The 19,322-nt window shown below is 35.9% G+C and carries 25 protein-coding genes; 8 read left to right on the forward strand and 17 right to left on the reverse strand.

The genetic code is table 11. The features are described from left to right. Positions 1-300: 300 nt before the first annotated feature. Genes mazG through gcvH form a run of 4 tightly spaced genes read right to left on the reverse strand, consistent with a single transcriptional unit; the run spans position 301 to position 2,791 of the window. Entirely contained in the window at positions 301-1,101 is an 801-nt protein-coding gene (mazG, locus tag Q9M50_00865) for a nucleoside triphosphate pyrophosphohydrolase (protein ID MDQ7089187.1), read from the reverse strand. Further along, positions 1,098-2,030: a carbohydrate kinase family protein gene (locus Q9M50_00870; GenBank protein ID MDQ7089188.1), complete on the reverse strand. Its 933-nt coding sequence runs from the start codon at positions 2,028-2,030 to the stop codon at positions 1,098-1,100. The genes mazG and Q9M50_00870 overlap by 4 nt, the downstream gene beginning before the upstream one ends. Before the next feature lie 11 nt (positions 2,031-2,041). Continuing rightward, positions 2,042-2,401 (reverse strand): diacylglycerol kinase, encoded by a 360-nt coding sequence (locus tag Q9M50_00875; GenBank protein ID MDQ7089189.1) that lies wholly within the window; start codon positions 2,399-2,401, stop codon positions 2,042-2,044. Positions 2,402-2,404: 3 nt separating this feature from the next. Next, the gene (gene gcvH / locus Q9M50_00880; GenBank protein ID MDQ7089190.1) at positions 2,405-2,791 is read right to left on the reverse strand and encodes a glycine cleavage system protein GcvH; all 387 of its coding nucleotides are present in this window, start codon (positions 2,789-2,791) and stop codon (positions 2,405-2,407) included. A 221-nt stretch (positions 2,792-3,012) separates the two neighbouring features. On the opposite strand from gcvH, the gene Q9M50_00885 reads away from it, so the two are divergent. Continuing rightward, positions 3,013-3,198, forward strand: a complete 186-nt coding sequence (locus Q9M50_00885) for a hypothetical protein (protein ID MDQ7089191.1) — start codon at positions 3,013-3,015, stop codon at positions 3,196-3,198. Between the two features lie 280 nt (positions 3,199-3,478). Here the strand turns inward: Q9M50_00885 and Q9M50_00890 are convergent, their stop codons facing one another. The 4 genes from Q9M50_00890 to Q9M50_00905 form a co-directional block, all read right to left on the reverse strand. Next, entirely contained in the window at positions 3,479-3,619 is a 141-nt protein-coding gene (locus tag Q9M50_00890; protein MDQ7089192.1) for a hypothetical protein, read from the reverse strand. Next, the gene (locus Q9M50_00895) at positions 3,609-3,812 is read right to left on the reverse strand and encodes a hypothetical protein (protein MDQ7089193.1); all 204 of its coding nucleotides are present in this window, start codon (positions 3,810-3,812) and stop codon (positions 3,609-3,611) included. Before Q9M50_00895 ends, Q9M50_00890 begins: the two co-directional genes overlap by 11 nt. Positions 3,813-3,877: 65 nt before the next feature. Then, positions 3,878-4,396: a transposase family protein gene (locus Q9M50_00900; GenBank protein MDQ7089194.1), complete on the reverse strand. Its 519-nt coding sequence runs from the start codon at positions 4,394-4,396 to the stop codon at positions 3,878-3,880. A 166-nt stretch (positions 4,397-4,562) separates the two neighbouring features. After that, positions 4,563-5,039 carry a PAS domain S-box protein gene (locus Q9M50_00905; GenBank protein ID MDQ7089195.1) on the reverse strand — a complete coding sequence of 159 codons (477 nt, stop codon included), beginning with the start codon at positions 5,037-5,039 and terminating at the stop codon, positions 4,563-4,565. Positions 5,040-5,758: 719 nt separating this feature from the next. Here Q9M50_00905 and Q9M50_00910 point away from each other — a divergent pair. From Q9M50_00910 to Q9M50_00930, 5 genes are all read left to right on the forward strand, one after another. Beyond that, entirely contained in the window at positions 5,759-5,953 is a 195-nt protein-coding gene (locus tag Q9M50_00910; GenBank protein MDQ7089196.1) for a hypothetical protein, read from the forward strand. 62 nt (positions 5,954-6,015) lie between these two features. Continuing rightward, positions 6,016-7,281 (forward strand): alginate export family protein, encoded by a 1,266-nt coding sequence (locus Q9M50_00915; GenBank protein MDQ7089197.1) that lies wholly within the window; start codon positions 6,016-6,018, stop codon positions 7,279-7,281. 211 nt (positions 7,282-7,492) lie between these two features. Beyond that, on the forward strand, positions 7,493-7,831 hold the full coding sequence (locus Q9M50_00920) for a PDC sensor domain-containing protein (GenBank protein ID MDQ7089198.1): 339 nt from the start codon (positions 7,493-7,495) through the stop codon (positions 7,829-7,831). Then, on the forward strand, positions 7,797-8,075 hold the full coding sequence (locus Q9M50_00925) for a hypothetical protein (protein MDQ7089199.1): 279 nt from the start codon (positions 7,797-7,799) through the stop codon (positions 8,073-8,075). Before Q9M50_00920 ends, Q9M50_00925 begins: the two co-directional genes overlap by 35 nt. After that, positions 8,072-8,365 (forward strand): hypothetical protein, encoded by a 294-nt coding sequence (locus Q9M50_00930; GenBank protein ID MDQ7089200.1) that lies wholly within the window; start codon positions 8,072-8,074, stop codon positions 8,363-8,365. The genes Q9M50_00925 and Q9M50_00930 overlap by 4 nt, the downstream gene beginning before the upstream one ends. A 238-nt stretch (positions 8,366-8,603) precedes the next feature. Here the strand turns inward: Q9M50_00930 and Q9M50_00935 are convergent, their stop codons facing one another. Continuing rightward, complete coding sequence (locus Q9M50_00935) at positions 8,604-8,762, reverse strand: hypothetical protein (GenBank protein MDQ7089201.1); 159 nt, start codon at positions 8,760-8,762, stop codon at positions 8,604-8,606. 70 nt (positions 8,763-8,832) lie between these two features. On the opposite strand from Q9M50_00935, the gene Q9M50_00940 reads away from it, so the two are divergent. Continuing rightward, on the forward strand, positions 8,833-8,970 hold the full coding sequence (locus Q9M50_00940) for a hypothetical protein (GenBank protein MDQ7089202.1): 138 nt from the start codon (positions 8,833-8,835) through the stop codon (positions 8,968-8,970). Between the two features lie 85 nt (positions 8,971-9,055). On the opposite strand, the gene Q9M50_00945 is transcribed toward Q9M50_00940, so the two are convergent. Next, on the reverse strand, positions 9,056-9,961 hold the full coding sequence (locus tag Q9M50_00945) for a GIY-YIG nuclease family protein (GenBank protein MDQ7089203.1): 906 nt from the start codon (positions 9,959-9,961) through the stop codon (positions 9,056-9,058). A 350-nt stretch (positions 9,962-10,311) separates the two neighbouring features. Here Q9M50_00945 and Q9M50_00950 point away from each other — a divergent pair, with 350 nt between their 5' ends. Then, entirely contained in the window at positions 10,312-10,524 is a 213-nt protein-coding gene (locus tag Q9M50_00950; GenBank protein MDQ7089204.1) for a phage integrase N-terminal SAM-like domain-containing protein, read from the forward strand. Positions 10,525-10,603: 79 nt separating this feature from the next. On the opposite strand, the gene Q9M50_00955 is transcribed toward Q9M50_00950, so the two are convergent. From Q9M50_00955 to Q9M50_00985, 7 genes are all read right to left on the reverse strand, one after another. Then, entirely contained in the window at positions 10,604-10,801 is a 198-nt protein-coding gene (locus tag Q9M50_00955) for a hypothetical protein (GenBank protein ID MDQ7089205.1), read from the reverse strand. Positions 10,802-10,835: 34 nt separating this feature from the next. Then, the gene (locus Q9M50_00960; GenBank protein ID MDQ7089206.1) at positions 10,836-14,123 is read right to left on the reverse strand and encodes a cytochrome c3 family protein; all 3,288 of its coding nucleotides are present in this window, start codon (positions 14,121-14,123) and stop codon (positions 10,836-10,838) included. Positions 14,124-14,126: 3 nt separating this feature from the next. Then, complete coding sequence (locus Q9M50_00965; GenBank protein ID MDQ7089207.1) at positions 14,127-14,978, reverse strand: hypothetical protein; 852 nt, start codon at positions 14,976-14,978, stop codon at positions 14,127-14,129. Further along, on the reverse strand, positions 14,975-16,285 hold the full coding sequence (locus tag Q9M50_00970) for a hypothetical protein (GenBank protein MDQ7089208.1): 1,311 nt from the start codon (positions 16,283-16,285) through the stop codon (positions 14,975-14,977). Before Q9M50_00970 ends, Q9M50_00965 begins: the two co-directional genes overlap by 4 nt. 68 nt (positions 16,286-16,353) lie before the next feature. Then, positions 16,354-17,394 (reverse strand): 4Fe-4S binding protein, encoded by a 1,041-nt coding sequence (locus Q9M50_00975; protein MDQ7089209.1) that lies wholly within the window; start codon positions 17,392-17,394, stop codon positions 16,354-16,356. A gap of 73 nt (positions 17,395-17,467) precedes the next feature. Continuing rightward, the gene (locus Q9M50_00980; protein MDQ7089210.1) at positions 17,468-18,361 is read right to left on the reverse strand and encodes a hypothetical protein; all 894 of its coding nucleotides are present in this window, start codon (positions 18,359-18,361) and stop codon (positions 17,468-17,470) included. Then, positions 18,358-19,320, reverse strand: a complete 963-nt coding sequence (locus tag Q9M50_00985; GenBank protein MDQ7089211.1) for a cytochrome c3 family protein — start codon at positions 19,318-19,320, stop codon at positions 18,358-18,360. The genes Q9M50_00980 and Q9M50_00985 overlap by 4 nt, the downstream gene beginning before the upstream one ends. Positions 19,321-19,322 lie beyond the last annotated feature (2 nt).

Here is a 19,322-nt window from a genome sequence, read left to right on the forward strand (position 1 = left end):
TAGGCTGTAAACGCTTAGACTAAAAAACACGCTAAAAAAAATAATCATCCCCGTGAACTTAACCCTGTTTTCTATGACAAAAACAGGCATTTTTTCAACAACGATAAATTTTTTTCTAGGGTGATTAAACTCATTATTTGGCATCCTTCATTTAGCTTAAAAGTAGTTTACACTTTATTTTTAAAAAAGAGTGGGGAGTAAAAATAGCTTTAACTATTTTCGTGACCTAACCAACAGCTAAAGTGATTGGACTCCGATTTAAACTGTAAACCGAAAAATGAAGGATGCTCATTATTTCGTTTATTTTTTTAACACGATTTTTGCTTGATCCCAATACGCATCTAATTCACTGAGCTTACACTCCCGTAATGTTCGCCCTGACTGTTTGACTTGCTGCTCTATATAATGAAAACGACGTGTAAATTTTTGGTTACTTTCTTTTAATGCGATTTCTGGATTCACCTTTAGATGGCGGGCAAGGTTTACCGTCACTAATAATAAATCCCCCACCTCTTCTTGAATATGTGCCTGATTACCACTTTTCCAAGCCTCCTTGATTTCATTTAATTCTTCTAAAACTTTATCAAAAACAGGTTCGGTTTGTTGCCAATCAAAACCATGATGAGCGGCACGATCTTGTATTTTTTCACATTTAATGAGGGCTGGAATAGTATTAGCAATGCCCTCTAAAACGCTGGTGGACGGTGTCTCGGTTTTTTTAGCGGCGCGTTCACGTTCTTTTGCCATTTCCCACGCCTGTTTCCGTTCATCATCATTTTTAAATACAGCCCCTGCAAAAATATGAGGATGACGATTAATTAATTTTTCACAAATAGTTTCGGCTACTTGCTCAAAATTAAAAAGACCTTCTTCTGTTGCCATTTGCGAATAAAAGACAACTTGAAGTAGTAAGTCACCTAATTCAGACCGTAAGTCGCCCATGTCATTACGTTCGGCGGCATCAGCGACTTCATAAGCCTCCTCAATGGTATGGGGAATTAAGCTTATAAAATCTTGCTTTAAATCCCAAGCACAACCCATTTCAGAATCACGTAATTGTGACATGATTCTGAGCAGCTTTTCCGTGTTTTTTAAGCTCAAAATTGAGAGCCAAAGTTTTCTTGATAACGCTCTCTAAATGCTTTTAGGGTGAATTTATGGTTTTGGGTTCCATGATGTTCTATTTTAATCGCCCCCATTAATGACGCAATACGTCCTGTTTCTTCCCAACCATACCCATTTATAAGGCCAAACATGAGTCCTGCACGATAAGCATCGCCACAGCCTGTGGGATCATTTAAGGCTTTAGGGTGAGCGGCTGGGATTTCTAGCATTTGACCTTGGGTATAAATTTGAGAACCTTGACCACCGCGTGTCACGATTAAGGTTTCAACCTGTTCAGCTAAGGCTTTTAATGAGAGTCCTGTTTGCTTTTGCATTAATTCGGATTCATAATCATTAAAAATAGCCCATTTTGCTTGCTGCATAAAATTTAACAGCTCATCGCCACTAAACATGGGCATTCCTTGACCTGGATCAAAAATAAAATCAATGTTAGCTTCTGCAAGTTCGGTGGCATGTTGCAGCATTCCAGCGCGACCATCAGGTGAGACAATCCCTAAGCTGATCCCTGCCTCCGTCGGGACTGAATTTAAATGCGATGAATTCATGGCCCCTGGATGAAAAGCGGTAATTTGATTATCATCTTCATCGGTGGTGATGTAGGCTTGTCCCGTATAGTTATCATCGACGACGCGAATATATTTTCGGGATAAATCGCATAAACACAACCATTGTGAATACGGTTCAAAATCATGACCAACGGTAGCCATAATTAAAGGATCTTCACCTAATAGTTTTAAATTGTAAGCAATATTCCCAGCACAACCGCCATATTCTCGACGCATTGCGGGGACTAAAAAAGAGACATTTAGCATGTGTACTTTATCAGGCAAAATATGATTTTTAAACTTATCATGAAATACCATAATGGTGTCATAAGCCATTGATCCACAAATTAACGCACTCATTGTTTTCCTTTTTAAATTAAGATAAATATCCAGGTGATTATTGCCCAGATTGTTGATACCATCACCGCAGCGGATCCCATGTCTTTAGCTCGACCTGATAACTCATGCGGGTCTAAACTTATTCTATCAACGACGGCCTCAATAGCTGAATTGAGAAGTTCAATCACTAAAATAAGGACGATACTGCCAATGAGTAAAAGTCGTTCGATAACAGTTTCACCGAGCCATAAAGCGCACGGAATGGATACGGTTAATAAGACGACTTCTTGCCTAAAGGCTTCTTCATGTTGCCACGTGGCTTTTAATCCTGCAATCGAAAAATAACAGGCATTAATCAGTCTTTTTAATCCTTCTGTGTTTTGATTGGCCATGCGCTAACTATCGTTGGTTAATGTTTGATAATCATTGGCACTCATCAATGTTTTTAACGCCTCAAGGTCATCAATTTTAAGACAAAATATCCAGCTTTCATAAGGTTCGTCGTTAACCAATTCAGGGCTGTCCGTTAGGTCGGTATTAACGGCGGTAATAATACCTGAAACGGGGGCAAATAAATCAGAGGCCGCTTTTACGGATTCGACAACAGCACAAGAATGACTGGTATCAACCTTGTCACCGATACTCGGAAGTTCAACATACACTAAATCGCCTAATTGAGATTGTGCAAAATCACTAATCCCCACACGGGCAATGTTATCCGATTCAAGTTTGATCCACTCATGAGTCTTTGCATAGTGTAAATCGTTTGGAATATCACTCATATTTTTAGTTACCCAAGGGAAAATTATTTAATATAGAAAATCATATTACACTATATTAATGTTGCTTTGAACCAAATAAACAATACCTTGATTTTCCCAAGCGTTTTGCTTCATACATTGCTTCATCGGCATGTTGTAAAAGGCTGTGTGCATCACTATCATCTTTGGGATAAAAAGTGACCCCAATACTGGTAGAAACATGAACTGTATTCGCCTGAATAATGATTGGAGCGGCTATTTTTGATAATAATCGGTCTAATAATTGTTTGATTTCATGGGTTTGTTTTAAATCGCCTAATAAAATAACGAATTCATCGCCGCCTAAACGTGCGACGGTATCATCGGTACGAACGGTTTTTAAAAAGCGTTGGGCGATTACCTTTAACAGAATGTCACCTGCGGCGTGACCTAATTGGTCGTTAATTAATTTAAAGCCATCTAAATCAAGATAACAGATGGCTAAAAAAGTTCCTGTCCGTTCGGCATGTGCTATCGCTAATTTTATACGGTCAGAAAATAAGAGACGATTTGCCAGCCCTGTTAAGGGATCATAATGAGCGATACGTTCCAGATTATGCTGTTTTTTAATAAATTAGTGACATTAGAAAAAACGGCAACATAATGAGTCAATTGGTTTAAATCATTTTTAATTAGACTTGTTCTTTAAGAAGAAGTTAATATATCATGTTAAAATTCCATAGGATAGCCGCTAAAAAAAGAAAATAAATCTTTTACACCTTCTTTTTTATTTCTAAACTTGTCAACTAGGCATCTATATCTTTTCATTCCACCGATTACATGCTCAACAATGACTCTTTCACGACTCATCTCTTTGTTTTCTTTTTTTTTGATTTTCTGTTAATGTTGGGTTTGGATTATGCTTAGATTTATTTGGTTTTTTATGAGGAATATTTACCGAATTAGTTTTATATTCATTATTAAACCCCAAATAACCTAAATCAATAAATATATTAAAATTACTAAACCAATTTAATTCTGGATTAAATTCTTTTTTAAACATTCCATAATCATGATTTTTACCTGGAAAACTAACCCCAATATATAAAATTAAATGACCTAAAGAAGCTATAGTGGTATTTTTAATTGTATGCTGTTTTTTTTACCACTGTAAAATTCATTTTGTTCTTCATAGTCACTAGGGCGTTGTACAGCACGCTCTGTAGCATCTATTATCAATGTTTGAACTCCGCCAAAAGCCTGCTGCATTTCTTCAGGGGTTGAAAAACTTGTTGCAGGTAAAACATTAAATATATCTAACGTCTTTATTAAAATTGGAAATAATTTGTATACATGAGTATGGGCGCATGATTTATTCATATTAAAAGAAAACCCTAAGTGATCGAAAGTAGAATAGCACTTCATATAATTTAATATAAATAATAATTTGTCTGCGGGTTTTTTTAATGTGCTATCTAAACCACTACCGTATTTTCTTTCTTTATTTTCATGTTTTTCTTTTTGATCTTCAATAAGGGTCTTTTCAAATAGAGATAATAGTAAAATAAAATGTTCTGTTTTTAATCCTGTTAAAGCTCTTAACTGTCTATCATCATAAATTCTTGGTAAAATTTCTTTTATTTTCATGTTATACTTTGATTTTTATTTTTTATAGAAATTTATTATAAAGCTTATTTATTATTTTTAATAATTTAATTTAAAGTTTATTTATTAGGCTGTATCAACTGATTGTGAATGTTATCAAGTATATATAAGCAATTGATTTTAATATATTTTATTTAGAAGAACAAGTCTATTGAAGACAGGGTAAGCCATTCAGACTGTAATTCCCCCTTTTATCACGGCAAGAAACAATGCCATTCCAATACCCTTGAGCATGAACAAGCTCCCAGATAATGGTGGTTAATTTATCATCTTTAAGACCAAATTCAATAGATTCTAAGGTTTTTCCTAATATTTCAAGCTCAGTACGTCCTGAAAGTTGATAGAACGTCGGGTTAGCATCAATAATTTTAAAGTCGTTATCTGTAATGCAAATCGCATCCAGCGTTTTATTAAAAACATTCGCCACTAATCGTAGCTTTTCTTCCGCTTTTTCACGTTCCACAACCTCACGCATTAATTGTAAGGTTCGGGTTGATAAATTATCGTACATACAGAGAATAGTTTCGATTAAAATTCTCATTGCGCCATTCATTTCTTTATCAGCACTTATTTTGGCCGCCATTAATGAGTCGCCATTTTGTAGTGCTAACACGACCTTAGACATTCGCTGATCACTTTTTAAAATATGAAAAGCCAGCCAGTGGATTAAAAATGAAAGAATTTCTTCACGTGTTTTTTCAGAAGGGTTATCTTTTTTTAGCGTGTTAATGGTTGTTATAAATTCTTGATGAACGTGTTGATGCTTGATTAGCCAGTCATCGTTTTTAAAATAGTGTTGCCAAATTTTCTCCTCAGTCTCAAAATGATAAAGAGCATATTCTGAAAGCTCTGTAAAAATGGTATTTAAGGTGGGTTTTTCTGATTGATAAGCAATATGGCTCGCTAATAAGTTTAATAATTCAACTAATCGCTTATGTTAAGAATCAATAATTTTTATACCGGTTTCAAAATTCTCATTCCAAGGAAAAACATCTATAATATCAAGCATGTTAGTGTATTTTAAATCTAAAAATTAAGTCATTAAATCATTACGTCCTCAATCCTTAAGGTACGTTTCTCATCTATCGGTTATCTTTATTATTTTGTCAATGAACACTGCCTTATTAAAAGTGCCTTTATTATACGCCTGTCAAAATTTTTTTATAAGAAAGCCGTGAGTGGGTAGCGGAATAGTCTAATCCACCTAATTAACCTACTGATAAAAAGACCATTAAATATCTTGTAGGGCTTGGTTGTAAAAAGTATGATTCCTGATATTTTAATAATTAATAGGGTTGCCCTCATCCATCATATTTTAGAAAGTTGGCTTAAATTGAATCAATATTGTTCGAGGCTGATAATTTTATTTACAAAAAAACAGCTAAAGAAGCCGTTGATGCGTTGATTAAAATAGGTAAGGTTGAGGAAATAAAACGCCCCAGACTTCATCATCGTCAAAGTTTATTAGAACACCCTGATTGTTATAGATATGATGAAATCTTGCTCACTTTTTTAGTGGAATGCGATAAAATACATTAAATTATTTTTTATGTGTCACACTCTTTTCATATTAATCATTTCATCTATATTAAGGAAATATCATGACTATTTTTGGCCCCCCGTCACTCAAGGGATCATTGCTTTCAGTGGGGACATTATCACTTTTACTGGTCTCCAATTTATACGCCGCTGACTACATTATTAATAAAAATATTGAAAAAGCCCTTCAATTTGGTAATAGTGAAGGTAAATATGGAAAAGTAAAATTCGATTTAAATTATCGCTATGAAAATGACGATTCAATAAATCCTTCAAAAAAAGTGGGTAATGCCTCAACCGTACGTTTGCGGATTGGTTATTTAAGTCCTGAATTTCATGGTTTTCAAGGCTATGCCGAATACGAAGGGATGCAAGATATTGGCGTAAATACTTATAACAGTACCCGTAATGGAAAAAGTGAATTTGAAACGATTCTTGACCCTCAAGAACATGAACTTAATCAACTGTGGTTAAGTTATAACGGCCTAGCGGATACGGTTATTAAAGTAGGGCGACAACGGATAAAATTAGATAATGATCGCTTCATTGGTAATGTTGGCTGGCGACAAATGGAGCAAACCTTTGATGCGGTTTTAATTACTAATAAATCATTGCCGAATACCACCATTAAAGTAGGTTATATTGCACAAGCGCAAAACATTCGTTCGATGGTTGAACCGATGCAAACCCCGTTTTTAAATGTTAGCTATAAAATTAAAGATATTGGCGCATTAACCGCTTATGGGTATTGGATGGACATCAATGGTTCAACCCCTGCGCCTTATAATTTACACGCGTCAAATCAAACCTATGGCATCAGCTTTAACGGTGGAACTAAAATTAACGAGACCCTAAAAGCACTTTATCGGGCTGAGTACGCGTATCAAAAAGATTATGGTGATAACCCAACGCAGTATGAAGCCGATTATTACCATGTCATGGGCGGACTTTCAGCCTTTAATGTGACTGCAAAAGTGGGTTTTGAGCAATTGGATGGTAAAGGGGCCTTAAAAACTTTCGATACACCATTAGCAACAGGCCATGCGTTTAATGGGTGGTCTGACCAATTTTTAGGTACCCCAGCCGATGGTTTACGTGATGTTTATGCCTCATTAGGAACAAAAATAAAAGGCGTTAAACTTGTCGGTATTTACCATGAATATACCGATGATACAGGCAGTACGGATTATGGTAACGAATGGAATTTTTTAGTCACCAAAAAATTTGCTAAACATTATTCCTTGCTCGCGAAATACGCTTATTTTCAAGGCGATAATGGGCGTTTTGATGCTCAAAACATTTGGGTTGGTGCGGGCGTAAGCTTTTAATTCTTTATTCGCTTGATTTTAATTTTAAATAATTTAAACGTTATCCCTTAAAATTAATTCGATCAATTTAAGTTAGTCGCTCATTTAAAGACATCCCCTTAAAACCACCCAAGTTATTACAACTTGGGTGGTTTTGGCATTTTAGGTTTACTTTAAATTAGTTTTCAACATGGACGAACGTAATCACACTATAAGCAAAAAGGAATGATAAATGTCTAAAATGAGTTACATTAATATTATTGAAAAGTACGATGACCATCGTGATTCAATTCATTATTTGTTAGCCTCTATATTAGGTTGTTTTGCCAATGAAAAAATGTTTGAGCAATCTTATGATGAATTATCCTCATTACTCACCTCACTTTGCGACCACTATCCGTTCATAAGCATCCTTTACTTATTAGATGAAAAGGGTAAACAGATTTGTCCTAATATTTCAGGAACTAATTTTAAAAATATTCCTGCGATAGGAGAGGGAATTGATCGTAGTCGGCGATCTTATTATTTAGCGGGTGTTGATAGTAATATTCCTGTGGTCACCGAACCTTAATTTATCCAGTGTAGGGCGTGAATTATGTATTTCTGCGTGTATAAAAATTTATCAGAATGATGGCTCATTAAAAGGACATGTTGTTTTAGACATTGATTTAAATGCGACCTTAATTTTTTTTACAGGTGAAAGTCGTCGGGTCTATTTTGAGCCTGCATTCAAATTTATGTATTCAATGATTGTTATTGGTTTACTCGCAGTCTCGTTAATTGTCAAGACCCGTATGATTATGTACGGTTCCTGACATCGAAATATAACCCAATAGAACATCGCTTATTTCCGCATATTACAAGAGCTTGCAAAGGCGTTGTTTTTAAAAATGTTGAATTGGTTAATAATTTGATGGCAAAAGCCAAAACTACTACAGGCTTAAAAGTATTTTCGAGCATTCTCAATACAACCTTTGAAATAGGGCGTAAAGTAGCGGATGATTTCAAAGAAAATATGCGAATTCAGTTTGATGAATTCTTGCCTCAATGGAATTATGTTGCCGTCCCTGTTGACCCTGTATCTTCGGGTTTTATTAAATCCTGAGTCCTTAGCGTACATTTGTAGGCTAAGTATAACTACTAGCTGAGGGCAATTGCAAGACCGCGAGGGTTTGTGAGAAGGAAGCCTAAGTGCAAAACGACAAGCCTACGAACAGAAATATCATATTAGGCGTAGTCTCTGAGGTGAGTTGGCACAAGACAACGAAACCCAAGGTTTGTGAGATAACGTAAATGATGAGGTTGTGGCGTGACAGTTCATGTTCTTATCTGGGGAGGTCTGCTTAACAGGCAGTCGATAAGAAACCTGTAAAAGGCGCAGGGTTAGAAAATGTCTTGGCTTTTTGGAATCCATCAACCAAAGAGAGCGAATGTGATGGAAAATCGACGGCGGTCAATTCAGTAATGGATTGATTGTTTAAGCAGAAGTCAGCAGAAGCCATAGTAATCAAACGCCCATCGTAATGGTTGGGACACGGTGAAGGGCTGAACATTAACCAAAAGGTAAGAGGAATGTTTAACTTGAAGAAGCCCTATTTTCCGACAGGAAAAGGTCATCGTCAGCGTGAAAACATAACCCCAACCTTTGATGAAAACTTGTCTAAACGACAAGGGCTATTCTATGTAAGTAATAGCTGGATTAAGTGTTAGTAACACTGGGTTAATGAATCGCCCTGTGCGGATCCGCACGCAGGGTGGTGTGGGGGCTGAGGGTGAGATACCCTTGGCTACCCGATTAGATGCTTTTTGCATTAGATTCTTCAATGTTTTTTAAACTTAATCCGTTTGGGGTTTGCCAATGATGTCTTCCATTTATTGCATACCCGACAATTATAGCTGCGGCTTGAGACGGGCTTTTGAATAATTGGTTTTTGGTAAAAACATAACCAGAGTCAGTTTTCATCAATACTCCATTTTCTATCAGTTGCTCCCGTAATTTTTTATATCCTCCAGAAAGACTTTCTTTAACTGTTTTTGATGCCTGTGATGAAGTTAATACAACAATACCCTCATTAGTTAAATATGATTTTGCATTAATTCCTTTTACCTTTAATAGTAGCTCGAAGGAAATAGATTCTGAACTATCCAGTTCTACTACTACCTCTTCCGAAACTGCAGTATTTGATATTCCCTCTGCTAACTGTTCCAATACTTTATATCCAACAGCTCCCAATAAAATTTTTAAATTTGAAATAAACTCTTCCATTGCATCCCTGTCGCCTCTCGGTAACACTGGTAATTGAGGCTCATTACCATTTAGAACGACATATCTACCCGATATTTTTGCAATCTGGACTAGGCGTGATTCGAGGTATTTGACATGCGATTTTGTCAGGTTTTCATCTTTGCTTGTAAAGAAAACCACCTCATTCCAAAAATCTTTATTCGCAATATGGTTTTGTAAACGATCCAATACATTTTCTGCTTCACCTATATAAACAGCATCATGACCACTTTCTTCATCAACCCCAAAGAGAAAATAAACTCCAGGTTTTTTTGACTCTTCCCATGCTGAAAGAGATTTAATTTGAGTTCGAGGAGATGAAACGGCTTGACCAGTCCAATTTACAATTTCAGCATGACGAATACCCGAAACCGAGCCGTCATCAAGATATATCCTTATTGTTTTACCGATACTCATAAATCCTCTTTGCATCTAACAATTGATTAGTAGGCTCTTTTACCGGAATAACCCGATATAGCCAGAAAATCAGGTAACTTTGCCCGTTTTTAAAATTTTTCAGATAGATTCACCAGTATATTTTGATATTAACTGGATATTCAGGCCAATACCTTCGCCAAACATATTAAAGTAAGTTGAAATATCATTTTAAAAGTTTGTAACCAATTGATTTTATTAGACCTAAAATATTAGGTTTTGGAAAATTTTGGCTAAAAATTCAAATTGGCGAAGGTATTGTCAGGCGAATATACCTTATATTTAATTATAAGACTGATTCTAGCCCCCTGTGAAAAAATGTCAACAAAAACATGAAACTGCTTAGTGACGTAAAAAATATAATGCGACCCAAACATTATTCCATCCATACCGAAAACAGCTATTGTGATTGGATAAAACGCTTTATTCTTTTCCACAAAATGCAAATCCGTAACGAACTCTTTATACGACCCGAGGGAAAAATAGAAGACATCTTGCGGTTAATCATAATGTTGCTGCCTCAACTCAAAAACATAACTCTTTGACTCTCAATTGAGTTTTTCATCAACATTTTCTTTGATTTGAAACATACTCATCAAGTAATTGCCGAATAATTTTTTGATATTACATGTGATGTATTTCGGCAATATCTTTAAAATAAGAAAGACTCTCTGAACTAAGTGAAGTAGTCACTTTTGTCTTTTTATTTTTTAAAGCTAATTCAGAGGGAGAAGGTAAAAAATCTGTTACCAATTTAAACTCGCCTATGGGTTCATTACTGTATTGAATTTTTTTCTCATAAATTTTTTTCCTTTTCGCCAATAAGCAGCTCCGAAAATTCGGGTATTTCCAGTTATTATTTCAAATAATCAACCCCAATATTCCTAACCTTATCTTTATCATGATAATACTTATATTTAGGCAATGCCTCAAGACTATGACAATCCACACAAAACGTATCAATCACGCCTAAACGCCTTAAAAAACTATCTTTACTCGTCCCTTCAAGATTCTTTTTATTTAAAAAAGGCTTAGGGTTATTGTTAACGGCTAAAGGCTGCCATAAATGTGGCTCATGACAGGTAATACACGCAATTGAACCAAATTCTTTAATCGTTCCATTTTTACCTAATAACGGCATAATCTTTTCATTCGAGCGCAAAACCATATCTCGATACGGATGACTAAAATATTTAACCGCTCTTTTCTCCGCCATTCCCCCTTCTTGATGACAATTTAAACATAACTTGTCTTCTTCAAATAAAGGACTGTCGCCTTTATCTTTTCCTGTATCCGTATTACGAACCCTTTTAGCGGCGAATAAATGAGGCTGTTTGCCATCGCCTCGGTGCATTGTATGACAGGTTCCACAAACCCCCGACTCTTTCGGTAACTCATCAAAATGATTCTTTTTATCTTTTGCGGTAATCCGTAAATCATGATCTGTTCCCACAATCGGACGTTTATTTTCATGACAATGTTTACACAATTCGCCATTTTTATATTTTTCTAATAACGCGGGCGTTTCAGGCTCTCCGTCTTCATGAATCACATGACAACTTAAACACCCCATTTGCTGTACGTCTTTATCAGCAATTTTAACTTTTTCATCCAATTTATCATTCATCGGATGAATGCCTTTTTTTAAGGCGTCTTTTTTATCTTTAGCAAAATATTTTTTATGACAGTTCTTACATAATTCATCTTTTTTATAAGCTTGAACAAGGGCGGGTGTATTTTTTTTACCTTCATGAACACTATGACAACTGCCACAGGTTAATTTTTCAATTTTGTTATCACCAATTTTAACCGCTTCTTCTAATTTTTGATGCGTCGGGTGCAAGCCTTTTTTGACTGCTTCTTTTTTATCTTTAGCAAAATATTTTTTATGGCAGTTTTTACACAATTTATCTTTTTTATAAGTTTGAACTAACGCGGGTGTATTCTTTTTACCTTTATGAATACTATGACAACTGCGACAGGTTAATTTCTTAATGGTGTTATCGCCAATTTTAACCGATTTTTCTAATTTCTCATGCGTAGGATGCAAGCCTTTTTTGGTCGCTTCTTTTTTATCTTTGGCAAAGTATTTTTTATGACAATTTTTACAAATTTCATCTTGTTTGTATTTTTCTAATAAAGCAGGCGTGTTAGGCTCACCATCATGAATACTATGACAACTTAGACAACCTAATTTATGAATTTTTTTACCCCCTATCTTTACAGGGTCTTCCAATTTTTCATTAGTGGGATGCACGCCTTTAGCTAAGGCTTCATCCTCATCTTTTGCATGTTGACGCGCATGACAATCCATACATAAATCTTCGGATTTTTTCATGTTATTAGGCAATAAATCCGTGCCTAAACTACCGTTATGAACCTTATGGCAACTATCGCAAGCGACCTTGGTTATTTTTTCACCTTTTCGAGTAATCGGTTTTTCTAATTTGACATTAACGGGATGAATGCCTTTACGCCGCGCCTCTTTTTCATCTTTAGAATCTTGTTTTGCATGGCATTGAACACACAACGCCCCTTTATCTTTCGTAATCGCTAATAAGTCATTACCCTTGCCACCATGAACCTGATGGCAACTTTGACAAATAATCTGGTTTTGAGTGCTTAAACTGGCTAACGCTTTTTTCAAATCATCAGGTAAGCCTTTTTGTAACGCTTTTTCGGTTGCATAACCCGCATCCCCTTGTTTAGACGGACGCTCTAATTTAATCGCTAAAGGATGATTAATGCCTCGGTTATTTTTATCAAATTCACGCGCATTTTTAGTTTTTGATTCATGACACCGCTCACATAAATCGCCGTCTTTACTGCTGATTCGCATCCATGAATTTTGATGTTCAACATATAAGGTTTGCGCCCCTTCATCACTGTTATGCGGTGTATGGCAACTGGTACATAACATTTCCTTGTTGTGGGTGATTGGAAATTCTTTGGGCATTTCATCGGTGCGCTTATTCATTTCCTTAAGCGTCCATTTGTCCTTTTCAGGATCATAAATACTCGGATGCTGTCCCTCGTGTTTTATCATTAAACGGGAATCTAAAATAACCCCATGATGACAGCTATAGCACATTTCAAAAGAAGCCACGGGTAAGACTTCATCTTTATAATCTTGCGAGGTTAATTGTTTTTCTTTTGCCCATGATAAATGACAAGTAACACAATTCTTTTGGGAAATTGACGGTGATTTATTTTGACTAGGTTTTAAATTTAGGCTTTTTTCATCAACATAGCTAAGACTTATTTGATAAACACTATTTTCTTCGGCATCCGCCACATAAAGATAATTTTTATGTAAAGCCACGCCAACTGGAACTTTAAATTTTAACAGTGAACCATCTGCCATTCTTAAGGGGGTGATAAATTTATTGTTTTTAAATAACGAGACTGTCCCAAAATAACTGTCACTAATAAAAACCGTATCGGTGTCATCAATGGCAATACCATTAGGGCGATAAAGTTCGCCTTCATTTAAACCAAAATGTGAGGTTTGCGAAAAAAATCGACCTGTTTTATGAAAAATTTGCACGCGTCCATTCAGCACATCCACAATATGTAAATAACCATCACGGTCACTGGCTATTTGCCACGGATATTGAAATAAGCCCTCGGTTTCACCGCGTTTACCGAAACATTGAATTAATTGTGCCGTTTTAAGCTTAGTTTTACAAATGCGATGATTGGGACGATCACCCCAATAAATATGGGTTTCATCCATAAAAACAGAAATAGGCACAGGCGGGTTTATTTTTTCGTCACCGCCGTTATCTAACTCAATTTCCTTAATAAAGTGACCTTGTAAATTATAAATAACCAGCCGTTCTAATCCTGTATCGGCCACAACAATTTGTTGTCCAAAAAGGCTAATATCCATCGGTTTATTTAAGCCATTTTTTCCCTTTGCTCCAAATTGAAATAAACGTTGACCTGTTTCAGAAAAAACCACCACTCGGTGATTTGTCCCGTCTAAGACATAAACCTGTCCTGTTTCAGAAATAGCTACGGCACTGGGTTGTTGTAAATTGCCTTGAAACTTAACTACTTTATTGACAACAGGAATATTGTTGGCTAAAACGGGAAAGCTGAGAAAAATGAGGAGTAAAAATAAAAAGCTTGATTTATTCATATTTTAATTAAGTAAATCGGTCATTTTAATCCGTTGTTCTAATTTAGGTAATTCACCCGCAGCAAGAGGTTTTTCAGGTTTATAATGTTTGAAAAAATCAGCGATGGTATTCCTTTGAATTGATTTTGCTTGTTCCTCTGAATCGGCTAAGGAAAATAAATTAAATAACCCTTTTTCTTTTCCTAATGCTTTCGTATGACAATCAACACATTCTGTTCCTTTAGTGATTAAAGGCTGATGAATGTTAGCCTGAATCTCAGATTTTTCATCAAGATCGGCTTGTTTCCAACGCTGTTGTAAATTTTTAGAAAACGCATGGTTTCGAGTAATTAATGCAGGTTTATTTTCAAAAAAAGGCGCGATTTTTACAGCACCTGTTCTTACTAATAAAGGCGTTTCATCATTTTTATTACGCCCCGAATGTAGACGACCTGATTTTTTTTCAGCTTCTTGATTCTTTGTGTAATCATACCAGCGATAATCAAGGCTGATATTTTTAGGTTTAAAATGACAACTTTCACAAGCGATATATTCACTGTGCATGTTCATAAAGGTACGGGTTCGCAAACTTTTAGAATGTGGCAAGGGTAAATGACAACTATTACAATAAATTTGCTCGGTATTTTTAATGGCCGATTTATCACGTTTATGAAACGGGGCTAAAGTTAAATCATCTAACAGTTTGATTTCTTTTTTAATCTTTAATATTTTTTTAGCTTGAGCAATCTCATCAGTTGTTGGTTGAGCCGCTTCAATTAATTTAACAATGAGTGGTGACTCATTAGCGTAAACGATGGGTAATCCAAAAATCAAACTAACAATTGTTAAACTTTGTTGCCATTTTATGATTTTCATATAGAGGGTTTACCTTTATCACTATTAGATTCAGCTTTTTCAATAGAATTATCGTTTACTTCTGATTTAACAATAGGGGATGCTTCAACTTCTGGCTTAATAGCAGGGGGTGATTTTTTCTTAACGACGGGCTTCTTTTTAGGTTTTTTTCTTATTTTTCGACCAATCATAATTTTTTCAAAAGAGTCATTTCCTAAAATAGGGGCTTGTTTTTTGGCTTTAATGCCCGTAAATAACCAGATAAAGGCCCCAAAAATAAAAACTATCACCACTATTCCAACGATATAAAAAGCACGTTGCCAATTTGATTCTAAACGTTCACTATCAATTAAACTCAACCAATTAAGAATTTGAAGCTGGTCAACATCATGTAAATCCGTTTCCACAAAGCCAGCATTCAGCGGTGTATTTGCAAATTCATGACACCCACTTTGAGCGCAGGTTTTGGCTAATTTTTCAGGGTGCGTTGCCGAGAGTTTATCTTCATCACGATAAATATTATGTCGAAATTTACCTTTTTCTGTCGGCGCGTGGCAATCTAAACACGATGCTCCTGCTTCGATTTTCGTTTTTAAAATTCGACTATGTAAGGTGCGATCATAACTTTCAGTGGCATCTATCCATCGTCGATCTACTTTATGCTTTTCGTGGGTTTCTGGGTCTTCTAATTCAACTTTTGCCATCCGTTCTTGATTTGCATGACAATCCACACACATTTTATTATTGCCTTGTTTTTTCCAACGAGATCCCACTAGCCGTCTTAATATATGTCCGCCAAACTGGTCACGCCATACATCGCCTTGGTGACATGTTCCACACTCAGTTTCTGTGTGCATAAAAGCCGTTTTAAATTGCTCCATTTGATCGTCAGCAATATAAGCCGTATTCGCATGACAACGACGACAAGAAGGATTGACTTCTTCTAATTCTTCTTTTAAACGATTTCCACCCGCAAAATCTTTGACTAAGCCCTGACCATGTGCCGATTTTTCAAATTCTTCCACAATAGGTTTATGGGTATAAGCTTCCCCCTTGGACGGTTCATTAACATGACACGATTCTGCACAATCAACATAGCCATTCTCAACTTTATGTGGATAATTGGTTATTTTTCGATGACAATCTTTACAAGGGACACTACCATGTAACGAGCTATAATAATGTGATTTATCAATTGTACTAATCCGTAATAAACCTTTTTTATCTATAAATTGCAATCCTGTTAAAGCATGGCAAGATAAACATCCATCAGGATCAATATGCCGTTCATTAGCATATAATGTTCCTGCAATTAAACAATAAATCATAATTTGTGAAACAATGCTTAGAATTTGAATAAATAGTCTCATCAAAAAGTTAAAGAATAATAAAATAATTAAACCATTGCCATTACTGAAGTAACCGCAATAAAAGAAAGAAAAAAACTAACAATTAATCCATTAATTAGACGCGCTCTATTAACTTTCTTTGAAGTAATATTAATTTTAGGCTGATCATGTACATTAATAGATTGCCAATTAGGATCGGGGAAAATTTGTACATGCTTTTTAATCCGTTTCGGTTCTTTATGACGCGATGCAGGTGTCCATTCAATCGCATTCCAATCACACACATCCACGCAATCATGACACGACATACACGATAATTGATCGACAACCGCGACACGATCAACCATTTTAATTGCACCACACATACACGCTCGCGCACAGACGTTACAGCCTGTACACCGTTCTTTTTCAACCCGAATATGATGGGTAAAATTAAATTTTGCCCCTAAACGATTGACCAAACCATCGGCTGCTCCAATCGGACATAAAAATTGACAATAAGCCCGTCCTTTACTTGCAAAAAAACCTAAAATAAACAATAAGCCTAAATTCACTAAACCAACGGATGAAACAATATAAACTATCCCTCGGTATTCCCCTTGCAGGGCTTCTATTAAACGGGGAATGGTTATAAAATTACATAAAGTACAGGCACTAATTCCCAGTAACGGCATTAAGACTAAATAAACCGTGAAATAACCATAGCGAATTTGAACTTGCGGTAAGGCACGAAATTCAATTTTCCAACGATCATTTAACATGCGACTGCCTAATTCAGCGAGTCCGCCCACAGGACAGAGAAACGAACACCAAAGTCGTCCATAAAAAAAAGTGGTTAATAAAATTAAGGCAAAAGCAATAACCCCAATAAATGCAACATTAATATGAGTGAAAAAATCCTCAAAAGTCATCCCAGGAAAATACAGATAAAAACGCCGCATACACAGTACGCCACATAAATCATCATTGCCAACCAGTTGCGGTAAGAATGCTAAGGGCCCTAAAAAACTTAAGCTCGAAATTAATATCACTGAATAGCGATATTTTTGAACAAAAGGGATCGCTTTAATATTATTAAGAATACGCATAAAGTACCTGAACTATAAAAATGGAATGTGAAATATAAAATGTATGACTTTAAAATAGACGCGAGTAATAACGCTAATAATCAAACGTATGACAACTTAAACATAACTCCCCATTTTTAGCAGGTAAGCGTAATAAAACTTCCGCTTTAATTCGTTTATATTCTAAACGTAAATTTTCACCCGTTTTTTGATTAAAGGCCTCCAAACGCACTTTTTTATCGGTTTTATAAACGTCTGCCCAAGGATGTTTTTGATAAAGAACCCCTTCTTTTAATGCAACATCTTCAACTTGTTTTGCTGCGGGTAAGCTGGCTTTTAAAATCCCTTTTTGATGCGGTGCATGACAGGTTATACACATAATTTTTCCCTTTTTTGTTAACGGCATATAAATATTTTTTTCTTTAGTGGTATATTTCCATTGCTCAAGCTTTTTATCTTTTAATTCAACTAAATGCTCTATTGTATTCAAATGCGGGGTTTTTAAATGGCAACCATAACAAAGTATTTCCGCAGGAAGTCTTAATTTCACTTCATCAATCAGTTTGGCTTCATTTTGATCTTGAACTTCTTCATGACAATATTTACATTTATGTTCAATAATATGATCATTTTCGTCTAATAAAATATGAATATTGTTACGTGTATTGGCCTTTTTTTGATGGCAGTTATAACAAAAATCGGTTAGTTTGCGATAACGTCCCCCCCGTAAAAAGTTATCCGCTTCTTTATCCACATCTTCTATGGCTAGGGTTTCTATCTCTTCAGTGCCATGACAGGTTACACACTGTAAGGTTCTATCATCACTGACTTCAAACTCTTTAGGCGGTCTCATGGTCTCTAATAATTTAACATCTAAAATATGATGCAACTCAGGCATTTCTCGTTTTTTACCTTCTTTATCAATGTATTCAAAACTATGTGCGTTAAAGCTCAGGAGTAATAATAAAAAGCCTAAATAGGTGTTCATAAGCCAACTTGTACCGCTTGGCCATGCGTATGACATTGACGACAATCTTCATCCGCGCCCGTTAAATGAACCCCTGATAATCCATTCCCTGTATCTAAACGGCCATCTTCTACGGGGTTTTGCATTCGATGGCATAACACGCAAAGTTGTGAATAATCCCCATTAATAACATTCACAGGGTAATCCGTGGGGTCGGCTAATTGAGTCGCTCCTTTTGAGGCGGAATCAATAATTAATTTAGGGTTATGAGTTCCGTGCATCGCATGACAATCGGTACATTCAACGACCGAGGCGTAGCGGTAATTAGGCACTAAACCAAAATAGGTTCGCTGGCCACTGCCTTTGGGATAACCGTGCATATCCAGAAAGTTATAATTTTTTTCCATCGCAACTAACGGATCTCGAAAATTCTTATTTAAAATTTCATAACCGGGTTGTTGATGGTCTAAATTATGACAACGTAGACAAAAATCAGTGATTCGTGAATAGTCTTCATTACGTCCATTCGCATCAGGAAAGGCGGTTAAATCAACATTAAGTTCAAATTGTCCATTCATGTTGGAAGCTTGATGACAGCTAATACACTGTTCATCGGTTAAGCCATTGACTTGACCTACGATAAAATTATGGTTTTCCGCCCCTGTTAAGGTGGGTGCGGTGGGTAAATCTTGTGGGTTATGGCAAAGTATGCAGGGTTTTTTAAGATCGGTGCCATTACGACCATGACACCCTGTACAACTTTCATAGCCTTTACGACGGACAATGGTTTGAACTGAACGCCCGCGCTGTTGATGAATACGGTTTAATAGATGACAACCATCACATTGCGTTTGTCTCCACGCGGAACCGTCGCCCCCATGAGTGGAGGTTAAAAATAAAGTGCCTTCTTCTAAAGCCTGTGCAGGGTAACTAATTAAGAGCAATAAACTTAATAACCCCCCTAGATAAAATTTAATCATTT

This window comes from Methylococcales bacterium (assembly GCA_030949405.1).
In the GTDB taxonomy this organism is placed as follows: domain Bacteria; phylum Pseudomonadota; class Gammaproteobacteria; order Methylococcales; family Methylomonadaceae; genus WTBX01.